General features: G+C 44.8%; 26 protein-coding genes. 6 read left to right on the top strand and 20 right to left on the bottom strand.

Going from position 1 to position 21,606, the window contains the following annotated elements; translation table 11 throughout:
* Positions 1–134 precede the first annotated feature (134 nt).
* Positions 135–1,208 (bottom strand): GGDEF domain-containing protein, encoded by a 1,074-nt coding sequence (locus NST85_RS06745; RefSeq protein ID WP_341188911.1) that lies wholly within the window; start codon positions 1,206–1,208, stop codon positions 135–137.
* A 215-nt stretch (positions 1,209–1,423) separates the two neighbouring features.
* Here NST85_RS06745 and NST85_RS06740 point away from each other — a divergent pair, with 215 nt between their 5' ends.
* The 3 genes from NST85_RS06740 (at position 1,424) to NST85_RS06730 (ending at position 3,055) form a co-directional block, all read left to right on the top strand.
* A complete protein-coding gene (locus tag NST85_RS06740) occupies positions 1,424–1,762 on the top strand; it encodes a L,D-transpeptidase (protein ID WP_341191084.1) in 339 nt (112 codons plus the stop codon).
* Positions 1,763–1,827: 65 nt separating this feature from the next.
* Entirely contained in the window at positions 1,828–2,586 is a 759-nt protein-coding gene (locus NST85_RS06735; RefSeq protein WP_341188910.1) for a threonine/serine exporter family protein, read from the top strand.
* Between the two features lie 25 nt (positions 2,587–2,611).
* On the top strand, positions 2,612–3,055 hold the full coding sequence (locus tag NST85_RS06730; protein ID WP_127192074.1) for a threonine/serine exporter family protein: 444 nt from the start codon (positions 2,612–2,614) through the stop codon (positions 3,053–3,055).
* 91 nt (positions 3,056–3,146) lie between these two features.
* On the opposite strand, the gene NST85_RS06725 is transcribed toward NST85_RS06730, so the two are convergent.
* A complete protein-coding gene (locus NST85_RS06725) occupies positions 3,147–3,344 on the bottom strand; it encodes a hypothetical protein (protein WP_341188909.1) in 198 nt (65 codons plus the stop codon).
* Between the two features lie 394 nt (positions 3,345–3,738).
* Here NST85_RS06725 and NST85_RS06720 point away from each other — a divergent pair, with 394 nt between their 5' ends.
* From NST85_RS06720 to NST85_RS06710, 3 genes are all read left to right on the top strand, one after another.
* Positions 3,739–4,377 (top strand): LemA family protein, encoded by a 639-nt coding sequence (locus NST85_RS06720; RefSeq protein ID WP_341188908.1) that lies wholly within the window; start codon positions 3,739–3,741, stop codon positions 4,375–4,377.
* Positions 4,378–4,451: 74 nt separating this feature from the next.
* Positions 4,452–5,207 carry a TPM domain-containing protein gene (locus tag NST85_RS06715; protein WP_341188907.1) on the top strand — a complete coding sequence of 252 codons (756 nt, stop codon included), beginning with the start codon at positions 4,452–4,454 and terminating at the stop codon, positions 5,205–5,207.
* A gap of 125 nt (positions 5,208–5,332) precedes the next feature.
* Complete coding sequence (locus NST85_RS06710) at positions 5,333–6,058, top strand: HAD family hydrolase (RefSeq protein WP_341188906.1); 726 nt, start codon at positions 5,333–5,335, stop codon at positions 6,056–6,058.
* A gap of 243 nt (positions 6,059–6,301) precedes the next feature.
* Here the strand turns inward: NST85_RS06710 and NST85_RS06705 are convergent, their stop codons facing one another.
* From NST85_RS06705 to NST85_RS06620, 18 genes are all read right to left on the bottom strand, one after another.
* Positions 6,302–6,787, bottom strand: a complete 486-nt coding sequence (locus NST85_RS06705; protein WP_341188905.1) for an IS3 family transposase — start codon at positions 6,785–6,787, stop codon at positions 6,302–6,304.
* A 4-nt stretch (positions 6,788–6,791) separates the two neighbouring features.
* Positions 6,792–7,124, bottom strand: coding sequence for an IS3 family transposase (locus tag NST85_RS06700; protein WP_341191083.1), 333 nt, complete (start codon positions 7,122–7,124; stop codon positions 6,792–6,794).
* A gap of 47 nt (positions 7,125–7,171) precedes the next feature.
* Complete coding sequence (locus NST85_RS06695; RefSeq protein WP_341188904.1) at positions 7,172–7,489, bottom strand: transposase; 318 nt, start codon at positions 7,487–7,489, stop codon at positions 7,172–7,174.
* Between the two features lie 275 nt (positions 7,490–7,764).
* Entirely contained in the window at positions 7,765–8,952 is a 1,188-nt protein-coding gene (locus NST85_RS06690; RefSeq protein WP_341188903.1) for an SGNH/GDSL hydrolase family protein, read from the bottom strand.
* A 143-nt stretch (positions 8,953–9,095) separates the two neighbouring features.
* The gene (locus NST85_RS06685; RefSeq protein WP_127192080.1) at positions 9,096–9,329 is read right to left on the bottom strand and encodes a hypothetical protein; all 234 of its coding nucleotides are present in this window, start codon (positions 9,327–9,329) and stop codon (positions 9,096–9,098) included.
* A gap of 55 nt (positions 9,330–9,384) precedes the next feature.
* Positions 9,385–10,128 carry an amino acid ABC transporter ATP-binding protein gene (locus NST85_RS06680; protein ID WP_341188902.1) on the bottom strand — a complete coding sequence of 248 codons (744 nt, stop codon included), beginning with the start codon at positions 10,126–10,128 and terminating at the stop codon, positions 9,385–9,387.
* Between the two features lie 15 nt (positions 10,129–10,143).
* On the bottom strand, positions 10,144–10,803 hold the full coding sequence (locus NST85_RS06675; protein WP_127192082.1) for an amino acid ABC transporter permease: 660 nt from the start codon (positions 10,801–10,803) through the stop codon (positions 10,144–10,146).
* Positions 10,804–10,912: 109 nt separating this feature from the next.
* Positions 10,913–11,683 carry an amino acid ABC transporter substrate-binding protein gene (locus NST85_RS06670; RefSeq protein ID WP_341188901.1) on the bottom strand — a complete coding sequence of 257 codons (771 nt, stop codon included), beginning with the start codon at positions 11,681–11,683 and terminating at the stop codon, positions 10,913–10,915.
* 146 nt (positions 11,684–11,829) lie between these two features.
* On the bottom strand, positions 11,830–12,345 hold the full coding sequence (locus NST85_RS06665) for a mismatch-specific DNA-glycosylase (protein WP_341188900.1): 516 nt from the start codon (positions 12,343–12,345) through the stop codon (positions 11,830–11,832).
* A gap of 112 nt (positions 12,346–12,457) precedes the next feature.
* Entirely contained in the window at positions 12,458–13,648 is a 1,191-nt protein-coding gene (locus NST85_RS06660; protein WP_341188899.1) for an aminotransferase class I/II-fold pyridoxal phosphate-dependent enzyme, read from the bottom strand.
* On the bottom strand, positions 13,638–14,573 hold the full coding sequence (locus tag NST85_RS06655) for a D-alanine--D-alanine ligase (RefSeq protein WP_341188898.1): 936 nt from the start codon (positions 14,571–14,573) through the stop codon (positions 13,638–13,640). Before NST85_RS06655 ends, NST85_RS06660 begins: the two co-directional genes overlap by 11 nt.
* Positions 14,574–14,585: 12 nt before the next feature.
* Positions 14,586–16,037, bottom strand: a complete 1,452-nt coding sequence (locus tag NST85_RS06650; protein WP_341188897.1) for an aminotransferase-like domain-containing protein — start codon at positions 16,035–16,037, stop codon at positions 14,586–14,588.
* A 117-nt stretch (positions 16,038–16,154) separates the two neighbouring features.
* Positions 16,155–17,177: an ABC transporter ATP-binding protein gene (locus tag NST85_RS06645; RefSeq protein ID WP_341188896.1), complete on the bottom strand. Its 1,023-nt coding sequence runs from the start codon at positions 17,175–17,177 to the stop codon at positions 16,155–16,157.
* Between the two features lie 30 nt (positions 17,178–17,207).
* On the bottom strand, positions 17,208–18,008 hold the full coding sequence (locus NST85_RS06640; protein WP_341188895.1) for an ABC transporter permease: 801 nt from the start codon (positions 18,006–18,008) through the stop codon (positions 17,208–17,210).
* Positions 18,005–18,781, bottom strand: coding sequence for an ABC transporter permease (locus NST85_RS06635; RefSeq protein ID WP_127192090.1), 777 nt, complete (start codon positions 18,779–18,781; stop codon positions 18,005–18,007). Before NST85_RS06635 ends, NST85_RS06640 begins: the two co-directional genes overlap by 4 nt.
* 573 nt (positions 18,782–19,354) lie before the next feature.
* A complete protein-coding gene (locus NST85_RS06630) occupies positions 19,355–20,179 on the bottom strand; it encodes a sugar phosphate isomerase/epimerase family protein (RefSeq protein ID WP_341188894.1) in 825 nt (274 codons plus the stop codon).
* 98 nt (positions 20,180–20,277) lie between these two features.
* Positions 20,278–20,823: a phosphodiesterase gene (yfcE, locus tag NST85_RS06625; protein ID WP_341188893.1), complete on the bottom strand. Its 546-nt coding sequence runs from the start codon at positions 20,821–20,823 to the stop codon at positions 20,278–20,280.
* Complete coding sequence (locus NST85_RS06620) at positions 20,823–21,596, bottom strand: YwaF family protein (protein ID WP_341188892.1); 774 nt, start codon at positions 21,594–21,596, stop codon at positions 20,823–20,825. Before NST85_RS06620 ends, yfcE begins: the two co-directional genes overlap by 1 nt.
* Positions 21,597–21,606: the final 10 nt, after the last annotated feature.

Genomic DNA, 21,606 nt, shown 5'->3' with positions numbered 1-21,606 from the left:
ATCGGTTATGGAATTTGATCCTTATAGTAACATTTCATGTAATTTACATAAATCGAGTCCTATAAACACTCTATTGTTTCATAAAAAATAAAACAAGCTGAGGATTTCTCCTCAGCTTGTTCTTTGAAAGGACTTTATGCACAAATACAAACACGATTCCTTCCCGACTCCTTGGCTTGATACAATGCTTGATCCGCCTTCTCAAGTAGCTGTTCTAGCATAACGTCAGGATAAGTTGCACAACCCACTGAGATCGTAATATGCAAATCTGTTCCGTCTGGTAGTCGGAATACGTGATCCTCCACATTACGGCGTAATCTCTCAGCGATCATCGTGATTTGTTCGTGATTACATCGATCTACAACAACAACGAACTCTTCTCCACCTTTACGTGCGATATGATCATTCGGCCGGAAAGAATCCCTAAGCACTTCCGCTAAATCAGCCAGTACTACATCACCAGCTGGATGTCCATATGTATCGTTCACACATTTGAAATGGTCAATATCCACCATCAGGAGCGTAAATGGTGTATTCGAATGGAGGGTTACTATCGACTTCTGTTCCATAAATGCTTCAAATGCTCTTGAATTGAACAGTCCCGTCAGAAAGTCTCGGTTTGCTGCTTCACTCATCAATCTCAACATATCATCAGATCGCTTCAAATATTGCAGCATATAATATGTGAACACACCACCCAAAATGTATACGACACTAAATAGCGCTATCGAAAACCACTTATCCTCTTGTATGGTAATCGCAAATATTGTACTTGCAGTTATCATGGTTAGTCCCAATGACCAACCCCATCTCTTAAAAGACAGCTTTCTTCCGCGTAACAATACCATAGCAATCCCTAAAGTCACAAATGCATTGATTGCAGCTAGTGCGGAAGACATATTGATTCCGCTAAGAAAAAACAATCGATAAATGGAGATGATAATCGCCGTTGCTACCCCAGCAGTCCCACCTCCAAGGTAAACGGAAATCAAAATAGGCAACTGACGGAAATCAGCTATTACCGTATTGCTAATGGGAAAGGAGAAGTACATCAGAACTACGCCAAATAAACCCAGCACAATACCAGGAATTATGTGGTTAGACTTTCTTTTCATACGATTCTCAGTCAGATATTTGCTTCTTACCATACTCCCAAAGAATAGAAATGTCGTAAGAATAGTGAAGTTGTTAACTAAACCCTCAAACATGGTGATATACCTCTCAGCTAGTTCTTCAGGTCGATTTATAAATCTAACCTGCAAATCAGGGGATATAGATAGAATATCTATGTACAAGCATATCACACAATTAATGCATCTCCCATGATTCTACATAAAATGTTCTGCCTTACATTTGAGTCGCGTAGGGCTAGTCCACTGAATATACATATTGTAGCTATAACTTCATCTAGGAGGAGATTACAATTCCAAATTATAGGATTATTGTTGATTTATCAGATCGACAGTTGTACTTACTTGACGATAATATAGTCGTCAGGGCATTCCCGGTCGGAATTGGTAAAATGTTAACTCAGACACCCGTTGGAGACTATGTAATCATCAATAAGCAACCTAATCCAGGTGGCCCATTCGGCGCATTTTGGATGGGTCTCTCCAAACCCCATTATGGTATCCATGGTACCAATGACCCTTCCTCAATAGGTAAAGAAGTATCCCACGGTTGCATCCGAATGCACAATGAAGATGTGCTAACACTCGCAGCGCTTGTTCCCATCGGAACTAGGGTAACAATCCGTCCTTGATGGATTCTCCTTTCTATAGTCCTCATGATATAATGACAGAAGAATATGGAAAAGGGTGAACAACGATGGACAACGGTGCCCTAGGCACAGGACAAGAACCCGTCAGGTTATGTCTCCTTGCGGGTAAAATCATGCAACAAAGTGGAGCAGAAACTTACCGAGTTGAAGATACAATGTCCCGGATGGCAACTGCTATGGGTCTGGTCTCTTCACATAGTTCCGTGACACCTACCGTGATTATGTTTCAAGCTGGGGATACGGGTTCGGCTCAGCTGATTCGGATTGCTGAACGAACGATCGATTTGCAGAAAGTCGCTGCAGTCAACGATATCTCCCGCAAACTAAGTAGTGGAGCCATTACAACCCAGGCGGCTCATGGGCTACTTGTAGAGATCGACTTGTCCAAGCATGCTTATCCTGTCTTCTTGCAGATTACAGCAGCTGCAATATCAACTGGCTGCTTCACATTAATGTTCAAAGGAGAATTATCTGACTTTATTCCCGGTGTACTATGTGGCGGCCTTGCTTTCTCGGCGTTCATTCTTCTCCATCGCCTCGTGAAAGTTAAATTTTTCGCTGAGTTTACAGCGTCATTATTAGTGGGTTTACTAGCCATGTTACTAGTGACTCTCGGAATTGGAGTCTCGTTGGACAAGATAATCATTGGCTCCGTTATGCCACTTGTTCCTGGGCTCGTCATTACGAACGCAGTTAGAGATCTTATGGCCGGACATCTAGTATCCGGCTTGTCCCGTGGAGCCGAAGCTTTTCTCACCGCTTTCGCCATCGGAGCAGGTATAGCGGTGATGTTCACATTTTTTTGAGGTGGAAGGACGGTTCTCGATCGATATGGCATTAATGATTCAGCTAATTACAAGTTTTATTGCATCTGCGGCTTTTGGCATCTTGTTTAACACGCCCAAGCGGACCTTATTGAAATGTGGATTATCCGGTATGTTGGGTTGGATGACTTACACGCTTGTGGGATTCTACCTAGATCCATTATTCTCTACAGTCATTGCCACTTTTATCGTCGGCGTCATTAGCCAGTTATTCGCACGTACCTGTAAGAAGCCCGTCATCATTTTCAGCGTTGCAGGCATTATTCCGCTAGTACCAGGTGGCCTTGCTTACGACGCCATGCGGAAGTTCGTGGAGAATGAATATAATATAGCTGTCCAACTTGCGGCGGAAGCCTTTCTTATCTCGGGATCGATAGCTATCGGTCTTGTATTGTCCGAGGTGCTCAATCAAATGATCACGAAGCTATTAGTTAAACGCCCTCGCGTATAACACTTCGAATATTTTACATACCTACCTAACTGTTTATTTCGTCCCAAGAAAAGGGAGATAACCTGCTGCGCAGGCTATCTCCCTTCATTCATTAACGATTATGATTTTCAAGTGTAGACCCTGTCTTCGCCTTCAACTCAAATTCCGTCTGAAAAAGTTCTCTCACCATTCTTCGAAGAAAATGGCCGTCTTGATTTCCCAATCCATATTGGTTTTCCCTGGTGATCATCACACCAATCCGTCGTTTCAACATTTCACTCCGACGTACCAACACATCATCATAAGCCAAGCAAGCCAACTCCTCTTTACTTTTTTGTAATACATATATAAGTATAAAGTCTTTATGCTCTAAGGGAAAACGTGCTCAAGGCTCTTATAACTAGCTGAGCAGGGGTCACTCCATGTCAGAGGATCTGACCAGAGGGATTCATACACATCCTCTTGGATCCTCCCAAATCATCCCACCTTACTTATTTTTACATATTTAACAACTTGAGCTTATTTCAATTGTCTTTATTACGAATATTGAAACCTTTTGGCTACCTATACCGTATCGTTTATTAAGTTTTAAGCTGTTCACATCATCTGAGTTTAGTTTCTGATTACGGGAATAATACTAAGAGATCGTGACTAGGATTAAACAGAACAAGCTTCATAATCATTTCATAGGGAGGAAGTTATGTATGAATTTCAAAGGAAAAGGCTGCCTCTTACCACTGATCATTGTCGTGGCAGTCATCGTCGTTCTCATTGCCGTGTTTGCAGGTAACTATAACAAATACGTTACGGCTGAAGAAACTGTGAATCAAGAGTGGAGTAAGATAGAGGTCCAATTGCAGCGTAGATTTGACCTGATCCCAAACCTCGTAAATACAGTAAAGGGATATGCGGCTCACGAAAAAGATGTCATCAAATCTGTGTCTGATGCACGTGCAGCTCTGGGTGGAGCGCGTACACCAAGTGAAGTTGCGCAAGCCGATGAACAGTTATCTGGTGCTTTGAGTCGTCTCCTTGTCGTCGTGGAGAATTATCCGAACCTGAAGGCAGATGCTCAGTTTACGCAATTAATGGATGAACTTTCGGGTACAGAGAACCGGATCGCTGTGGCACGCGCGGACTACAACAATGTAGTAGCGGATTACAACAAATTGATCAAGCGTTTCCCTGGTAACTTAGTGGCTGGAATGCTCGGATTCGAGAAGAAGGATTACTTCGAAACGACAGCAGAATCAAGAAATAATCCTGAAGTTGATTTCGGAACAGAGAATACGTCTCTACGCTTCGATATCAAAAGTGTAGATATAGCGAGAGCTGGGGCATGAAACACCTGAGACTCCCCTTCATAACTCGGGGCATCGCCCAGCGTCAAGGGTGGTGTCTCCGGGTATTCATCTTAATGTCCGTCCTGTTCATATCGCTCGCACCTATTGCTATGGCAGCTCCATCCATCCCTGAACCGCACGGTGATATCTACGTTCAGGATTTCGAGAACTTGCTGACAAGTGAGCAAACCAACGAACTGAACAGTCTGGGTCGAGCACTTGAGGATCGTACAAAAGCACAAATCGGAGTATTAACGGTACCTTCACTTGATGGATATACGGTAGAGGATTATGCTCTACAAGCGCTTAGACAATATGGACTTGGTGACAAAAAACTAAACAATGGCGTGTTACTTCTGTTATCGATGGAAGATGGGGAACCAGGTAACAGACCACTTCGTATTGAAGTTGGGTATGGACTTGAGGGGGCTTTGCCAGATGGCAAGGTGGGTCGGATTCTAGATCAAGTAACCATCCCCTATTTAGTCAATAATCAGCCTGGGGAGGCTATTGTTGAAACCTATAAGATGTTATATAACGAAGTGGCCAAAGAATACGGTGTAGAAGACCAGTTAACACCGCAAAATATAGTTGTTCCAAGTGCCACGGAGAGTGCTAGTGGCGATCTGCCACTCGGCTGGATCATCCTTATTGTTGTTTTACTCGCAATTGATTTCATTTTCTTCCGCGGTACTCTAACCTTCTTCCTTCTCTCTATGCTTAGTCGCGGCGGGCGTGGAGGCGGTGGCGGTGGATTTGGAGGAGGCGGTGGTTTTCGCGGAGGTGGCGGCGGTTCCTCTGGGGGCGGCGGTGCAAGTCGCAGGTTTTAAGCATACTAGAAGTAACTTTTATAGTAATCCTGTCGAAAAACAGCTGCTCCCGGTATAATAATCCCTAGTATATAAAGCGGATGCCAGACTAACCTAATTCCGCCGGAGGGAGAGAACCGTACAACATGAACGCTTACACACCACAGAAAGCTGTTTTTTTTGACTTAGATGACACTCTTTATGATCACTTGATTCCTTTTCGCCTCGCGCTGCAAAGCGTACTATCGACAGGGATAGACTTCCCTTATGAACCCGCATATCATCGTTTGCGCTATTTCAGTGATAAATTATCTGCAGAGCGCGGAGGGACTCCGACACAGGGTCATGATCTCGAAGAAATGCGTACCAGCCGATTCCAACTTGCTCTAGCCGAATTCGATATTATCCTAACTACGGAGCAAGCCGCTGCGGTACAGGCTCAGTATCTCAACAAACAATTTCAAATTGAAATGTTTGAGGGCGCGCGGGAACTGATACAGAAGTTACAAGCCCATGGTTACCTCGTTGGGGTTATTACGAACGGTCCGCCAGAACACCAAATGAACAAAATCCAGGCTCTAAATCTGGAAGAGTTCATTCCGAGCGAACTTTTCTTCATCTCGGGAGCTGTCGGCATCACTAAGCCTGATCGCAAGCTGTTCGAGCATGTAACCGATAAATTCGAACTCTTACCTGAGAATTGCTATTATATCGGGGATTCCTGGCGCAATGACGTAGTTGGTGCTTCATCTGCCGGCTGGAACGTGATCTGGTTCAATCACCGAGGTGTAGAGCCGGAATCAGCACATCGTCCCCATCAACTTGCAAAGAGTTATGCTGATTTGACAGCGTATCTGCTGGGCGACAACTAATTTAAAAAAACAGGGTAACTCAAAAGTAAATTTACTTTTGAGCTACCCCTTTTTCTATCCTTGCAATGCCTTTCGTACACTTAGAATATACTCCAGACATGATGTCCTCTAGTAGTACGGACTGATATCTAAACACTCTCCAGAGGCTTCAGGGTACTATGTAACCTGAAGCCTCTGGAGAGGGATATCATTTAACTGGAAAACTGGACCTCTGTCAAAAAAGTGGACACTACCTTAAGGGAATTAAGCAGATTTCTTCTGAAACTGTGCAGCAAAGCGAATCGGTGACAAGTATCCGAGCGCACCATGAATTCGCTTGCGATTGTAAAAAAACTCGATATATCGAAACAACTCGTCTTTGGCTTGTTGTTTGGTTCTAAACCTTCTGCAATAAACGAGTTCCTTCTTTAGGATGCTATGAAATGATTCAATACAAGCATTGTCGTAGCAATTTCCCTTGCGACTCATGCTAGAGATCATGTTGTAGCTCTTAAGCAGTTCACGGTATTCTGTGGATGCGTACTGTGCTCCACGATCAGAATGGTGAATGAGACCTTCCTTAGGCTTCTTGGCTGCGTAGGCGTCCTTTAACGCCTCAAGGACTAATTCAGTTGTCATACGATCAGCCAGTCGCCACCCCACAATCTCACGTGTGCACAAATCCAGAACGCTTGCAAGGTATAACCGGCCCTCTCTGCACGGAATGTAGGTAATATCTGTGACCCACACCTTGCTAGGCTCCGTACTTTGAAACTGTTGGGTTCAGGATGTTGGGTGCAATGGCCATATCATGATTAGAATCGGTAGTTTGTACTTTGTACTTTCGTGAAACACAAGAACGTAAACCAAGTTCTTGCATATATAGGCCTACCGTTCGTTCCGTCACGTTACACCCTTCTTTATTCAGCAAAAATGTGATCTTTGGTGCACCATAGCGCTCTTCTGAGTCACTGAAGTGGTAGTGGATCCGCTCTAGCACTTGGTTTTTCCGCAGCTCTTGTTGGCTAGTCTCATGGTTTCTCCATTTATAATAACCGCTCCGGGAAACGCTAAGTACATCGCACATCTTCTCCAATCGAAACTCGGAGCGACTATTCTCGATGAACTGAAATCTCAGTTCTTTGGTTTGCTGAAGATGTGCACTGCTTTTTTTACAATCGCTAGCTCTTCTTCTACATCCGCAATCCGACGTTCTCGTTCCTGTAACACTTGTTCCTTTTCTTTCAGTAACTGTTCAAGCTCCCGAACTCGCTCCATGTTTGCGATAGGTTCATTTTTAAATTCGCGGTACTTAGCCTTCCAGGCATGTAAGGTCTTCGCTGGGATATCTAATTCAAGAGCCATATCCTCCATCGACTTCGTCTGCTCCTGAAGGTACTTGACCGTTTCTTTCCTAAATTCTTCGTTATACCGTTTCCGTTGTTCACCCATGTGAGCACCTCCTGATAGATTCATTATCGAATTCTCTTATCGAGGTGTCCACTTTTTATTCTAGTTCTAAACCTCCAGTTAATTTGAATGTAAAACCTCCGCTCCCCTATCTAACTGGAATTTCTCCAGTTATTTCATCCGATATTCTATCATTACTCTTGAAATCGTCAAATTAGCTGGAGATATTCCTTTTAAGATATCCCATGTAAAAGTACACATCTTATTAGGTGGAGTATTTCCCGTTATTATATAATCTTTGGGCTCTATTAGCTTAATTACTCCGTATCTCTCAGGTACCAACTCATAAAAGCATCAGATATTGCTTTACCCGCCAAGCCATTTGGATGTGGATCATAAACTGAGCTCATATATTCCGGCTTAAGTAGATGGTCATTGGGCGCGGCCTGAGAGAGAACATGAGTAACATCAAATACTCGGCTCACTCCCACAGGAGGATGAGTAAGGATCGTGTGATTCACCTTGCGCCATACATTTTCCTGCTCACCGCCAAAATTAAACGTCGGCACAGTGAAAAGAATAACTTCAGTTGACGGAGAATTCTCTTTTATTTTGGATACAATCGTCGTCAGATCAGTTAATAGTTGTTCCGCACTTCGTTTGCCGATATCAATGTCATTTACACCAAGTGCAATAATGACCTTATTCCCTTGCTTGGCTTTATATAGCCATGATCCATCTGTTGCTGTATCGTAGGCTCTTCCCCAGCCAGAACCAATGTTCCACACTCCAACATTTGATCCCATTTCTGCTGCGATCCTTGCGACCCAATATTCATAAGCATCCTTGGTAGTTCGCACTCCCTGTGTAATGGAATCGCCCAAGAATACAATATGCTCCCCCACATCCTTCTTGTAACCTATGTAACTAGGAAATACCAACATATTCTCGGACTCCGTAAATGAAGTAGCCGACTCCTGATGTGCCAAATTCCCTGGAGCATCATAGGCCGTAACAAGCATCTGCTCTACGTTGTATGGATACGTTTTGCCGGGTGAACATGTCGTAATCGTCCAAGTAAAGGATAGATAATGCCCCTCAGGCAAATGAATACTCACTTCATCGCTGTAGAACTTCTCGCCTGGTGTTACTTTTTTTGAATCTTTGCCTGCAAAAGTGACCGGAATTTGAGATCCTTCTACAACTTTACCATCCGGAGTCTTCCCTCCATCAGCCACAAAAGCTGCCTCAATCAGCCACTCTCCGCCTAATTGACTTCCGACAGCAACCTGCCCCATATCCCAAGTGGAATCAATTGCGTTACTATGCCAAAATTTAAGATTCACTGATCCATTCTCTCTAAGTTGAATATAGGATCGATAGGTATGTGTGAATACGTTGCCCTTGTCCATAATATAATTTGTGGCCGTAGAAACAACTGTTGCCGAAGTATAGTCCCCCCGCATTATGCATTCATCGTTTTGTTGTATACTGTATGTATCCATAGCAAGCCCTCCATATATCGAGTGAAAAAATATAGACTTGATTCCATAATAGATATATAACACTTTTTCATATAGATGGTTACATAAAATAAATCAAAAAAGCGACGCCAATAGGCGCCACCATGTATCTTTTCTGACATTGATCACTTATCCAATAGTCCACCCGTTATATCTTTTCCACCGTACCATTTCTCCATAATATAATCCGTATTATGCTCAAACAAGTCCTTTAAAAACTCAACTTCTAGTTTCAAATCCTCGCCGATATTATAATCGAATGTATGCTTCGGCCATTCATACTCTGCTTTTGCTGCAATCGGAGCAGCCAATAGCAAGGCATCTACTAATCTCTTGCGATTTATTTTCTTAACTCTCATTATGAATTCCTCCCTACATTATTATATCGACAGAAAGGGAGATATCCTTTATAAGTTATAATATTCGGTTCAAAAATGCTTTCGTCCGTTCATGTCTAGGATTACCAAATAGCTCTTTAGGTGTGCCAGACTCAATAAATTGGCCATCCGCCATAAATACGACTCGGTCAGCAACCTCCTTGGCGAATCCCATCTCATGAGTCACAATGACCATTGTCATCCGCTCCTCAGCGAGTCGCTTCATAACCTCTAACACCTCACCCGTCAATTCGGGGTCGAGAGCCGATGTAGGTTCATCAAACAATAATATTTCTGGGTCCATCATCAATGCCCGAGCAATCGCCACGCGCTGTTTCTGTCCACCGGAAAGGTGCTGTGGATAAACATCCATTTTGTCTGTCAATCCGACTTTTTCCAATAAAGCAGTACTTTTGCTACGTATATCGGCGGTATGTTGTCCTTTCACCAGCTTGGGTGCTAGCTCCAAGTTACCTTGTACTGTTAAATGAGAGAACAGGTTGAAGTGTTGAAATACCATCCCCATGCGGGCAGTAATCTCCTTGATCTGGTGTCCCCCAGAATATCGACCCTCTTTGACAACGTAATCATTACCGATCTTAATACTACCACCGTTCACCTCTTCCAAATGGACCAGACTGCGCAGCATCGTACTTTTACCTGATCCAGACGGACCGATAACAGCCACAACCTCGCTTTGTTTGACTTCAAAAGAGACATTCTTCAATACTTCAAGACTCCCGAAGGATTTCTTGAGATTTGTTACTTCGATGATCGCCATATTTAGCCAGTCCTTTTATTGAAATTTGAACTTTCTCTCAAGCCATTTGAAGAATAAAGTTAATACAAGAGTCATTAGCAAATATATAATTCCGGCAATAAAAAACGGCATGATCGTAAAATCACGGTTCACCGCGGTCTGGGCAAAATGTAGCAACTCCGGTACCGCCACCGCGTAGAGTAAAGCTGTATCTTTGATCATCGTAATCGATTCGTTCGACACGGCAGGCAAGGCCACTCGGAACATTTGCGGTAGAACAATTCGAGTCAGTGTATGCCAGCGACCAAGCCCAAGCACCTGCGCTGCTTCATACTGTCCTTTATCCACCGCCAACAATCCACCGCGGAAAATTTCAGCAAAATAAGCTGCATAATTCAATGTAAAGGCCAAGCAGGCTGCAGCAAAGCGATCCATTACTAGATATTCGCCAATGACAGGAATCACGGGTAGACCGAAACAGAAGAATGCCATCTGCAACAGAAGTGGTGTTCCTCGCATGACGTAAATATACCCATGTGCAAGCCAAGCTAATGGCTTTATTGCACTCTTAACGATCAACGTAATAACAAAACCAAGTGGAATCGACAGTATGATAGTGATGAAGAACATAAGTACCGTCGTTCGTGCACCCTCCAGCATTGGCCCTGTAATTCTTATTAAATAATCCAAACTCATATCTTCGTCTCCCCAATAACAAAAACCGGATCCCTTTACTCATCCGGTTCCCATAAGATAATACAACAATCGTAATCTCTACCCTAGTACCAACGACTTTACTCTGGTTCTACTTCAATACTTTATCTTCGCCAAACCATTTCTGAGATATAGTGGATGCAGTTCCGTCCTGATTCAGTTCATCGAGTGCCTTTTGCAACTTATCCAGCAATTTCTCGTTCCCCTTCTTCACACCAACTCCATACTCTTCTGGGGCTAGCGATTCATCAAGCAATTTAAACGTTCCTTCTTCTTGGGACATGTAGTATCTTGCAACCACTTCATCAATAACGACTGCATCCAGTCGCCCCGTCTTCAAATCGCTTAATGCGAGTACGTTATCTGGAAATTCAGAAATTGTCTTGATCTCGGATTTGATTGGACTTGCATCCAGTGCATCCGCTGCCGAAGACAAAGATTGAAGTCCTACGACTTTACCAGCCAGATCAGATACCGAAACAATACTAGAATCGGCCAGTGTAGCGACGACTTGGCTATTAGCTAAATATGGCTTAGTGAATAACACTTTGCCTTTACGTTCATCAGTAATTGTATAACCGTTCCAAATGAGATCAATTCGTCCACTGTTCAACTCTGATTCTTTCGACTTCCAATCAATCGGTTGAAAGGTTACTTCCATCCCCATCTTCTCTGCAGCCGCTTTTGCATAATCGATGTCAAATCCGACAATTTCATTATTATCATCTCTAAATCCAAGTGGAGCGAACTTATCATCAATCCCGATCACTAGTTTGTTGTCGCTATTACCGGAGCCGGAACAACCAACTACCGCAAGTAACATCATACCTAGTACCAAACTTAATAGAGTTATTTTCTTCATATAGACTCTCTCCCTCTTATCTACAAACTATTAATATACTTTAGTCCGGTAATACGTTATCAGAGTCATATGATACCATATTACCTTAGAAGAGTCGAGAGTTATAAGGGAGTATAAGCGTGGTAAATCCTGCGTATCACACAAATTTAACAAATGTCTTTGGCCGTAAATTGGCTTAATTGTCTATAGATGTCTACAATCTCATCCATTTTCATTCGTACGAGTCCACTCGAAGAAGGAGCCACAAATTCGTGAACTCCTTCAATAATTGATTCCTGTTGAAATCCCCAATCAACACGGGGTTTACGACTAAACTGACTGTATACACCTTTGCCCACAAAACAAGCAACCTGTGGCCGGTACTCACTCAGCTTTGCATGTAAAATTTCTCTACCCTCTGCGTACTCCTCCCGGGTAATATCCTCAATCCCACGTGTGGGACGTGCGACGATATTCGTGAACCCATATCCTAGTTTCAGCAGTTCCCCATCCTCAGAGGCATCATATAACCGGGGTGTCAGTCCGGAGGAATAGAGTATTCGCCAGAAGTTATTACGTGGGTTAGCATAATGATGCCGGGTCTCGCCCGATCTTAGACTGGGGTTGAATCCAATGAATAAGATCGTTAATCCATAATCTAGATGATCCGGTATTCCTTCCACGGTGTCCTCTCCTTCCACTTCATCGATTTCAAAGGTTGATGAGATCGATTCTACAGAAAGAGGGACCGCTTTTCAAACAACGCCATAACGTAACAATAACTTTCGTCCAACTTCAACCCCATATAGCAGAGAGAGATCGTTCCCTTTTGTTACTCATGAACCCCTCGATCCGCTCCAGTGCTTCTGTCAGTTTCCGGGTTGAAGTTGCATAAGAGCAGCGGATGTAGCCTTCCCCACCTGTTCCGAAGATATGACCAGGCACAACGGCAACTCCCGCTTCCTTCAGCAGCTGCATGGCAAATTCCGCCGATGTCAGCCCCGTATGTTCAATGGATGGAAAAGCATATAAAGCTCCATTCGGCTCGTGGCACGATAATCCAATGCTTCTGAGTCCGGCAACAAGCAACTGTCTACGCTGGTCAAAACAGTCTTTCATCATATCCTTATCCCCAAGCGCATTCCGCAAAGACTCGATAGCGGCGATTTGTCCGAGCACAGGTGCACACATTGCGGTGTATTGGTGAATCTTCAGCATAGCTGCGATCAACTCAGGGTTGCCGCATGCATACCCTACTCTCCAGCCAGTCATGGCAAATGCCTTGGAGAAGCCGCTGATTACAATTGTCTTCTCCTTCATTCCGGGAAGAGCGGCAATGCTGGTATGTTGACCCGTATACGTCAATTCTGCATATACTTCATCCGATAGGACAATCAAGTTGTTCGCCTTGACGATCTGTGCAATTGGCAGCCAATCCTCGTAGGACATTACAGCTCCGGTAGGATTGTTAGGAAAATTAACCACCAATAGTTTAGAGCGCGGCGTGATAACCTTTTGCAAAGCTTCGGCTGTGAGCTTGAACCCCTGCTCTGCTGCTGCCGGAACCTCTACCAGCACGCCCCCGTTCAGATGGGCGATCGGAGAATAGGCAATATAGCCGGGGGACGGAATAATCACTTCATCCCCAGGAGCAATTAAAGCCCGCAGCGCCAAATCCACCGCCTCACTGCTTCCCACTGTAACCAGGATCTCATTGGCTGGATCATAGCGGAGCCCAAACCCATTATGCAGATATCCGGCGATTTCTTCCCTCAATTCCGGTAGCCCGGCGTTCGGAGTATACATTGTCTCTCCCCTGTTCAAGGCGCGGATGCAAGCGGCTCTGACATGCTCCGGTGTGACGAAATCCGGCTCTCCCACTCCAAGGGATATAATATCTTTGTTAGCTGCACTCAGATCAAAAAAAGCCCGGATGCCCGATGGTGCAATCTCCCTGACACGCGGGGCAATAAGTTCATTCAACATGAACAAGCCCCCCATTCCGACTGCTTCGTTCCACCAGTGAGACAGCAATAATCCGGTCTAGCAAGGCGCTGAAAGTCATCCCTGCCGCATGAGCGCTTTTGGGCAACAGACTGGTCTTCGTCATTCCCGGTAGCGTGTTCACTTCCAGCACATACGGAATACCATCCAGTAGCAGTATATCAATCCGTGCATACACACTGCATTTAAGTGCTTTATAACTAGCCCATGCCGCGGTGCGCACCTGCTCCTGAATCTCCAATGGCAAGGCTATCACCTGTTCATCCGCCCCACCTGCCTCGTATTTGGCACTATAGTCGAACCATTCTCCCTTCACCGCTTCAATCCCCAGGATGGGCAACAGTTCATCTTCTACAATGGAACAGGTTATTTCCTGTCCTTTAATGTAGCGTTCGATCATGACGGAAGAATCCTCGGCAAAAGCTTTCTGCACAGCATTCCACAGTTCCTGGCTCCCGTTCACCTTCTCCACCCCAATGCTAGATCCGCCAGAAACCGGCTTCACCATCACCGGATAACCCAGCCGCTCTACAGCCTCCGCTGAGAATTCTGCCATGCTGCTCCAGCACAGCCAATCGGGTGTCTGTACACCTTCGCTGCGCAGAATTACTTTGGACAAATCCTTATCCATGCACAGGCTGCTAGACAACACCCCGATTCCTGAATACGGAATACCTAGCGTCTCCAGTGTCCCTTGAACCGTACCATCCTCGCCGTATGACCCATGAAGAGCCAGTAGCGCAAAATCAAGCCCCTTCACCGCATCAACCAGTTCTTCCCGCTGCGTAATTACAATGGGGATGACTTCATATTTGTTCGAGTCGAGCTGCTTCACCATTTCTCTACCCGTCATCAACGACACCTCATATTCAGATGAAACTCCGCCCATAATGACGCCTACTTTCATCTTCCTCACCTCTTATCCCATTAGTTGTCGTGCCACATTGCCGATAATTGCGATACCTTTGCGAATATCCTCATCACTTACCCTGGAGAAACCTAGTCGCAACGTATTCTGTCCTGTGCCATCTGTGAAGAAGATATCCCCCGCTGTAAAAATAACACCACGCTCATGGCAAGCAGCCAGGAGCTCACGGGTATTAAAACCCTCCTCAAACGTTACAAATAGATGCAACCCACCATCCCCCGATACCGTTGCATAAGGAATCAGCTCTTTGCAGCACTCCAGGGTTAATTCGTATTTTCGTTTATATTCTGATTTTGCCCGCTTCAAATATTTCTCGAGATGGCCTCCCAGTAGATATTGATACAAGATGGACTGATCCAGCGTAGAGGTATGAATGCTACGTGCCCGTTTCGTGCTCTCTAGAACCGAGATTAACTCCCGATCGGCAAGAACCCAACCCACCCGCAGCCCTGGGAACAGCACCTTGGAGAAGCTTCCCAGATAGACCACACTGTTCCCACTGCCCGCCGTAGCGATAAGTGGCGCCACATGCGCCCCTGAATAACGCAATTCCTCGTTAAACCCATCTTCGATCACCGGGATTTCATACTGTGTCATCAGCTTCATCAAGCTCTGTCTTTTCTCAGGGGACATGACAATGCCTGTGGGATTATGATAAGAGGGCACAAAGTAGGCGCAGTCGTAGACCCCTTCCGCCAATGCCTTTTTCAGTTCTTCCAGGTGAATGCCGTCTCGCTCCATCGAAATCCCTTTTAGCTCAAAACCATGCAGCTTCAGATTCTTGATTGCCGTGTGATGTGTTGGATTCTCACAGATTACAGCCCCACCTTTCTTGCTTAGAGCCGACAATACAATATCGAATCCTTCCGTAAAGCCATTGGTAATCAAAATATCCTTTCCGTGCATGTCTACACCTTTGTGCTCCATATACTGCCGCAAATAATCTATTAATGGCTTATAGCCTTTGGCGTATCCATAATTAAGCAGTACGTTCCCCTCTACCGACATCCGCTCCATAAAGGCTCTTTTCACATGATTCAGATCGAACAGATTTTCATCCGGAGCTATGCTGGTAAAAGAAATCGTCCCTTTCTCCGCGCGTATTCCACGCTTCATAATATCTAGGTCCTCGGCCATTCGCGCATGCCCATTCAACCGAGTCTTCCAGTCCAGCGTCCATGTAGGGACACTAATACTGCCGGCTGCAGCAGGGGCTACATAGCTCCCTTGACCTTGCACCGCATAAGTAAACCCGTCATCCTCTAGACTCTCATAGGCGGAGATCACGGAGTTGCGGCTGACCTGAAGTAACAAGCTGAGCTCCCGAGTAGAGGGCAGCTTCTGGTTGCCCTGCAAGGCACCCTTTATAATCAAATGCTTCATATAATCCTTGACTTGGATATATACCGGACGTCCGGCAATGAGCTTGAAATCCTTAAACATTCTTCAATCGCCCCCATAGCTATCATGGCACAGACCGTACTTAATAAAAAGAACCACCGTCCTGGATTTTTCATCCGGCTGTGGTTCTTGAGTGGTTGCTATACGATCACTTTATTATTAATACACTCGATGGATAACATCCTCGAAATCCGGTTCTTCCATATCGATATCGTCAATTTCACCCCAACCCTCTAACTCGCGAAGAATGTCCATCGTACTCCATTCCTGACGGTTAGCTTCCACCGTAACAATATTGTCCTGTACCTTGGTAACGTGTATTGGCATGTTGATCAGGGAGGCGCTAGTTATAGGGTTATTGCTTTCAGACAAACTCGCCTGGAAATGCTCTGGGATGTGAAAAGCTCCCCTGAATGCAACCCGAAACAACGTAGGTAATCCAATACTATCACGGAGCCCCTGTGTTGTTCCATCATAGGACAGCTGACCTTCGTTGATGACCATAACCCGTTTGCATAATTGCTCAATATCATCCATATCATGTGTGGTTAGCAAGATGGTTTTGCCAAATTGCTCATTAAGTATTTTCAAAAACTGACGGATATTCCGTTTGGCGTTCACATCAAGACCAATGGTTGGCTCATCTAGAAATAGTAAGTCGGGATCATGTAGCATTGCCGCCGCCAAATCAGCGCGCATCCGTTGCCCCAGTGAAAGCTTACGTACCGGAGTAGCCCAAAATTCATGCAAGTCAAGCAACTCAGCGAACTGGTCCAGACGCCGTTTTTTGTCCGCTGGAGTAACGCCGTACATTTCGGTCAAAATATCATAGGAATCCTTAACAGGCAAATCCCACCAAAGTCCGCTACGTTGACCGAATACGACCCCAAGTCGCCTTACAGTTTGGCGTCGTTCCTTATGTGGGTCCATACCGCCTAGCAGCACCTTACCCGAAGTTGGGTGCAGTATGCCCGTGAGCATTTTGATCGTTGTTGATTTTCCTGCTCCATTTGGACCGATATAACCAATAAACTCCCCACTGTCTACTTGGAACGAAATGCCCCGTACCGCTTCCTTAACGATATAATCCCGCGAGAATAGTGTACGTAATCCGGCGAATCGCCCCTCACGAGTAACCGGAGTTTTAAACTGCTTTCGGATCTCAGTTACCTCAATGTTCATGTAAATCCCTCCCTTTTATCTGAAATTCACCTAGCTCCCTGTACTTTGATATTTAGTAATACCAAACTGCCAGAAACGTAGACTGCCGTACAGACAGATCCCTGCAGCCACCGCCACTACTCCTGGAACCCAAGGTCCAAGCTCACCACGCAAAATATATAAAGCCGGTACATAGTTTACTAATCCCACCGGAATCACTATTAACAATAAAGAAGACAACCATTTAGGATAGAGACTGAGTGGGTATTGAGCTGCGGTTCGAGCCGCGTCTTCCGTAATGTTCTGCAACTCAGTGATCCGCGTTGTCCAAAAACCAATCGTTGCGGTAGCTAATCCGATCGAGAACATAATAACGGCTCCGGTACAAATCGCCAGTAAAGTCAAAGGTACGGATACCCAGTTCACCTGCCCACGGCTCATCATCGCCCCAAGTGACCAACAAAGCAGAAAACCACCCTGCAGAACCTCACCTAACATAATTCTAAAGCTCTGTGGCATCAGCGTTAGCAGCACGGGAAGTGGTCGTGTCAGTAACTGATCTAGTTCACCACCTACCAAATACTTCTCTAGATGATGAACTTCATCAGCAAACGTGCGGTACAACGTCTTTGACAAGGTGATCACTGCGAAGAGGTAACCAATCTCATATAGTGACCACCCTTGAATAGCTCCAAACTTATACAACACAATGGCCACCATCAAAAATTCAGAGATTTGAATAACGGCAGCAAGCACAGAGGCCAGCACAAAATTAAACTTGTACTGCATCCGGCTTCGGATACTTGTTCGAATCAACAAACGATACAAAGAAAACCACGATTTTGCGTTCATCCTCCTTGCACCTCCACTTTTCGCCTAAGCCACTGTGTCGCTAGCAGACAACCACTTGTCATAAGAGCACACCAAAACAACGTTCCCCATAACAACGAAACGTCACCAAACCCAAGAAAAATACGCGTAGGTACATACAGAAGATACGGATACGGGGTCAGCCAAGCGAAGCGCTCCAGCCAATCCGGCAACCATTCCAGTGGAATAAAAAATCCAGCGAGCAAATTAATCATTGCATGATTCCCCCAATGCAGCCACGAAGATTCCGTAGTCCACATCGCACTTACACCAATTAAATAATTCATACAGATAGCTAAATATGCCGCTCCAAATAGCCCCACACCTACATATATCAGAGTGAGCCAACTACCGGAAAACTGTAAGCGAAAGACAACAACATACAACAAATAAATTGGGAGGGACTTATAAAGAAACTGGTAGGCGATCTGCCCCCATTCCCGGGCCATCAAATGCGTAAACAAATGGACGGGACGTAGCAAATCAAGTGAAATGAGACCGGTTCGCACCGCTTGCGGGATACCAAGACCATTCGTAATAAATCCGGAAATCCACAACGACGATTGAGTGAAGGCAATATAGCTTACCATCCCCTGCGTTCCGTAATCTCCAAGAACGTGGTCTTTGCCGAGCCCGATCCATATACAGGCATACATGTAGCCGAACATCGCACTTGCGATATTATGCACCATGTGTGCACCGCGATACTGAAGATTGCGGGCATAGGCTTTAGAAGCCAAAGTGAAATAAAGCATGCAGCACCTCCGATAAGTGTGTGTGACAGCCTCTGCTGTCTACTTCAGACAAGGTAAATTTTGAGAGAAGGTGTATATCATAGCAAACGTATACATATTAAGCAACACTTTATTTGCACAACCCCTGAATCAGTCTATAGCGTATTCAGACACCAATCTAACGGAACTGACAGCCCTTATTTTGAGTTTTGAGGGTCGAGAAAATTTCTAACGGAACTGAAAGACCTTATTCCTTCCAAATGATGCTCTATGCATGAACAATGCTGAAATAACGTCTCCTGGTTCCGTTACAATCCAGAACAGTGGGATAAACCGCAAATAAGGTCGCTGAGTTCCGTTACAGCCAGCGATTTGCACTCATGTCCTGCGACTGGCAATCATTTTACAGCCAGCGACTCGCAATCATCTTCGATTTATGGTCAAACGCTAGTGCTGGTTTTGTGCCCTTTTATGCTTAGAACGCATGGGTTCTCAAACCATTTGCTCTCTATAAAAAAAAAAGCCTCGGATTAATCGAGGCTTCGCTAAGTTATTCAATAGGTTTTCGCAACACATCTGTCTGCTATATCGATCTTATGAAAACACCTTATCAAATCCTATTTTTGACCGTTGCAGCAATTGGTCCGGACTTTCAGTTGCATCTAACGGTGTAATCACTTCTTGAGATACCACACCACGGTACCCAATATCACCTAGACTCTTCACAAAACCTTGTAAATCTATAACACCTTCACCCGGATATAGTCTATCATTATCTAGTAATTGCTCTACGGGAAGGTCATAAGCATCGTTTATATGAACGTGAACAATTTGCTCCGATCGCAACTGCTTGCGGAGGTCATCCGCCGTAAATCCTGTCGTGTAGCAATGGTAGGAGTCTACCAAGAGCCCCACATTAGGCAATCCAATGGCATCGATTAACGCGAGAGTATCATTCACAGTCCATATGAAGGGATTTTTCCAAGCGGTGCGGAGATGATGAGGACCCACAAACTCCAAACCAAGCTTAACACCATAAGCCCCTAGTACCTCTGCTATAATCCGCAAGCGGCGAACCGCCTGCGCCATAAACAAGGCTGGACTCTGATCGGTAGCTGGCAAAATGTATGTACAACAGCTTCTGCAGCCTAGTGCAGCAGCCGTTGCTGCTGATTGAGCTAATCCCTTCAACCCCTCGAGAAACTCATCCTCTGTACGGCGCCATTCCACGTTCAAACCGATAGAACCAATCAACATCTTATGTTGCCCTAGCAGTTCTATGGCTCCTTCTAACCCAACGCAAGCAATTAACGCCTCCGCTTCAAGATCTACTGCACCAAAGCCGTATTCCGCCGCTAAGAGGATAAACTCTTCATCACGGACCTGACCAATACCTGCCTTACTTAAGCCTTTAATCAATGTTGAACTCTCCCCATTTTTTAAAATATATTCCCCTAAACTTATCATCAGCAAATTTTCATTTTCAGATAGGTAATTCTATTTCTCGGTTAGATATTTTAGCTAAATACAATCTCCTTCACTATACCTCCATCAAAATCTTTAACAGCGAAAGTATTTCCTTCTAACACTCCATAAGAGGAAGCGTAGTTACCTTTGGGCAATGCAATAGATCCTGGATTAAGCACATAAATCTCTTCCCGCTTCTCGGCTACAGGAATATGGGTATGTCCTTGAATAAATACATCCCCTGCGGTCAGCGGAGGCAATTGCTCCATATGGAATCCATGCCCGTGTGTGACAAAGATCCGGCGCCCTTCGTGGAACAGGATAGAATAATCGCCCATCATTGGGAACTCAAGCAACATCTGATCTACTTCAGCATCACAATTGCCACGAATTGCGATAACACGCTCTTTCTGATCATTAAGTAGAGTGGCGGTCTTCTGAGGATCATAACCTTCAGGCAGTGGGTTCCGTGGACCGTGATACAAATAATCCCCGAGCAGGATTATGTAATCGGCCTGTTCTTCTTTTACCTTTTCCAAAGCTCGCTCTAGCCAATATGCAGACCCGTGAATATCCGAGATAAACATGAATTTCATTATGAATCGACTCCTTTTGAATTATATATTGACTCCGAAGCTAGCCTATTCTTACGCTTAGCTGGAAGTATAAAGAATAACGTATACATACCTACGAAAAAAAGCAGCGCTACACCTTCCTCGGCCAGTAGATAATATGGATAGGGTCCCAATAGATCCAGTGCAGACGCCGTATCCGGTTTATGATTAAGGAACATGTAATTCGAACCGAGGAGATAATTCACAGTACCAACCACTAATGCCAGAGCATTCAGAAACAACAGACTCCAACCGATTGATTTCCACGTCGGCCGATGTTGCTCAATCCACGTCATGTAGAGCGGAGATAGAACAATAGCACCATGGGCGATGAAGTACTCGAAGTAACGAAAATGTGGATAACCGTATGCTAAGGCAGGTGTAATTAAAGCTTGGAATGCCCCGGCTATTCCGGCAAAATACAGAATCTGATATAGCTTGTTACTTCGGGTTAGTAGCATAATGATCGAAAGAATAAGTGTCACACTACATAACTCAAGCGGCAGCGTATATCGAACATCCCATAAATCATTCGCGAAGTACCATGTGTTTAGTCCAATCTCCGTCAGAGCTAGAACAACAACCAGTCCATATCGAATCGCCGATGCGACAATTCGGTTCCTCCTGATCCTATGCCTTCCTACATACAAACCCAATACGAATAAAATGATTACCCCAATTACGATCCCATGTTGTACAGAGAACATAATGAATTCCGGCGAATTCTCTTGGGAGAAGAAGGATAATAACGTCATAAGCGCTTCC

Source organism: Paenibacillus sp. FSL K6-2524 (genome assembly GCF_038005525.1).
Lineage (GTDB): Bacteria > Bacillota > Bacilli > Paenibacillales > Paenibacillaceae > Fontibacillus > Fontibacillus anaericanus.
The sequence above is the reverse complement of the archived record's forward strand: the minus strand, read 5'-3'. Positions and strand labels throughout refer to the sequence as shown.

Excerpts from the sequence above, each read along its gene's own strand:
- NST85_RS06745 (WP_341188911.1), bottom strand. The coding sequence starts at position 1,208 with ATGTTTGAGGGTTTAGTTAACAACTTCACTATTCTTACGACATTTCTA.
- NST85_RS06735 (WP_341188910.1), top strand. The coding sequence starts at position 1,828 with ATGGACAACGGTGCCCTAGGCACAGGACAAGAACCCGTCAGGTTATGT.
- NST85_RS06730 (WP_127192074.1), top strand. The coding sequence starts at position 2,612 with ATGGCATTAATGATTCAGCTAATTACAAGTTTTATTGCATCTGCGGCT.
- NST85_RS06720 (WP_341188908.1), top strand. The coding sequence starts at position 3,739 with ATGAATTTCAAAGGAAAAGGCTGCCTCTTACCACTGATCATTGTCGTG.
- NST85_RS06715 (WP_341188907.1), top strand. The coding sequence starts at position 4,452 with ATGTCCGTCCTGTTCATATCGCTCGCACCTATTGCTATGGCAGCTCCA.
- NST85_RS06710 (WP_341188906.1), top strand. The coding sequence starts at position 5,333 with ATGAACGCTTACACACCACAGAAAGCTGTTTTTTTTGACTTAGATGAC.
- NST85_RS06700 (WP_341191083.1), bottom strand. The coding sequence starts at position 7,124 with ATGTGCGATGTACTTAGCGTTTCCCGGAGCGGTTATTATAAATGGAGA.
- NST85_RS06695 (WP_341188904.1), bottom strand. The coding sequence starts at position 7,489 with ATGGGTGAACAACGGAAACGGTATAACGAAGAATTTAGGAAAGAAACG.
- NST85_RS06690 (WP_341188903.1), bottom strand. The coding sequence starts at position 8,952 with ATGGATACATACAGTATACAACAAAACGATGAATGCATAATGCGGGGG.
- NST85_RS06685 (WP_127192080.1), bottom strand. The coding sequence starts at position 9,329 with ATGAGAGTTAAGAAAATAAATCGCAAGAGATTAGTAGATGCCTTGCTA.
- NST85_RS06680 (WP_341188902.1), bottom strand. The coding sequence starts at position 10,128 with ATGGCGATCATCGAAGTAACAAATCTCAAGAAATCCTTCGGGAGTCTT.
- NST85_RS06675 (WP_127192082.1), bottom strand. The coding sequence starts at position 10,803 with ATGAGTTTGGATTATTTAATAAGAATTACAGGGCCAATGCTGGAGGGT.
- NST85_RS06670 (WP_341188901.1), bottom strand. The coding sequence starts at position 11,683 with ATGAAGAAAATAACTCTATTAAGTTTGGTACTAGGTATGATGTTACTT.
- NST85_RS06660 (WP_341188899.1), bottom strand. The coding sequence starts at position 13,648 with ATGTTGAATGAACTTATTGCCCCGCGTGTCAGGGAGATTGCACCATCG.
- NST85_RS06655 (WP_341188898.1), bottom strand. The coding sequence starts at position 14,573 with ATGAAAGTAGGCGTCATTATGGGCGGAGTTTCATCTGAATATGAGGTG.
- NST85_RS06650 (WP_341188897.1), bottom strand. The coding sequence starts at position 16,037 with ATGTTTAAGGATTTCAAGCTCATTGCCGGACGTCCGGTATATATCCAA.
- NST85_RS06645 (WP_341188896.1), bottom strand. The coding sequence starts at position 17,177 with ATGAACATTGAGGTAACTGAGATCCGAAAGCAGTTTAAAACTCCGGTT.
- NST85_RS06640 (WP_341188895.1), bottom strand. The coding sequence starts at position 18,008 with ATGAACGCAAAATCGTGGTTTTCTTTGTATCGTTTGTTGATTCGAACA.
- NST85_RS06635 (WP_127192090.1), bottom strand. The coding sequence starts at position 18,781 with ATGCTTTATTTCACTTTGGCTTCTAAAGCCTATGCCCGCAATCTTCAG.
- yfcE (WP_341188893.1), bottom strand. The coding sequence starts at position 20,823 with ATGAAATTCATGTTTATCTCGGATATTCACGGGTCTGCATATTGGCTA.
- NST85_RS06620 (WP_341188892.1), bottom strand. The coding sequence starts at position 21,596 with ATGACGTTATTATCCTTCTTCTCCCAAGAGAATTCGCCGGAATTCATT.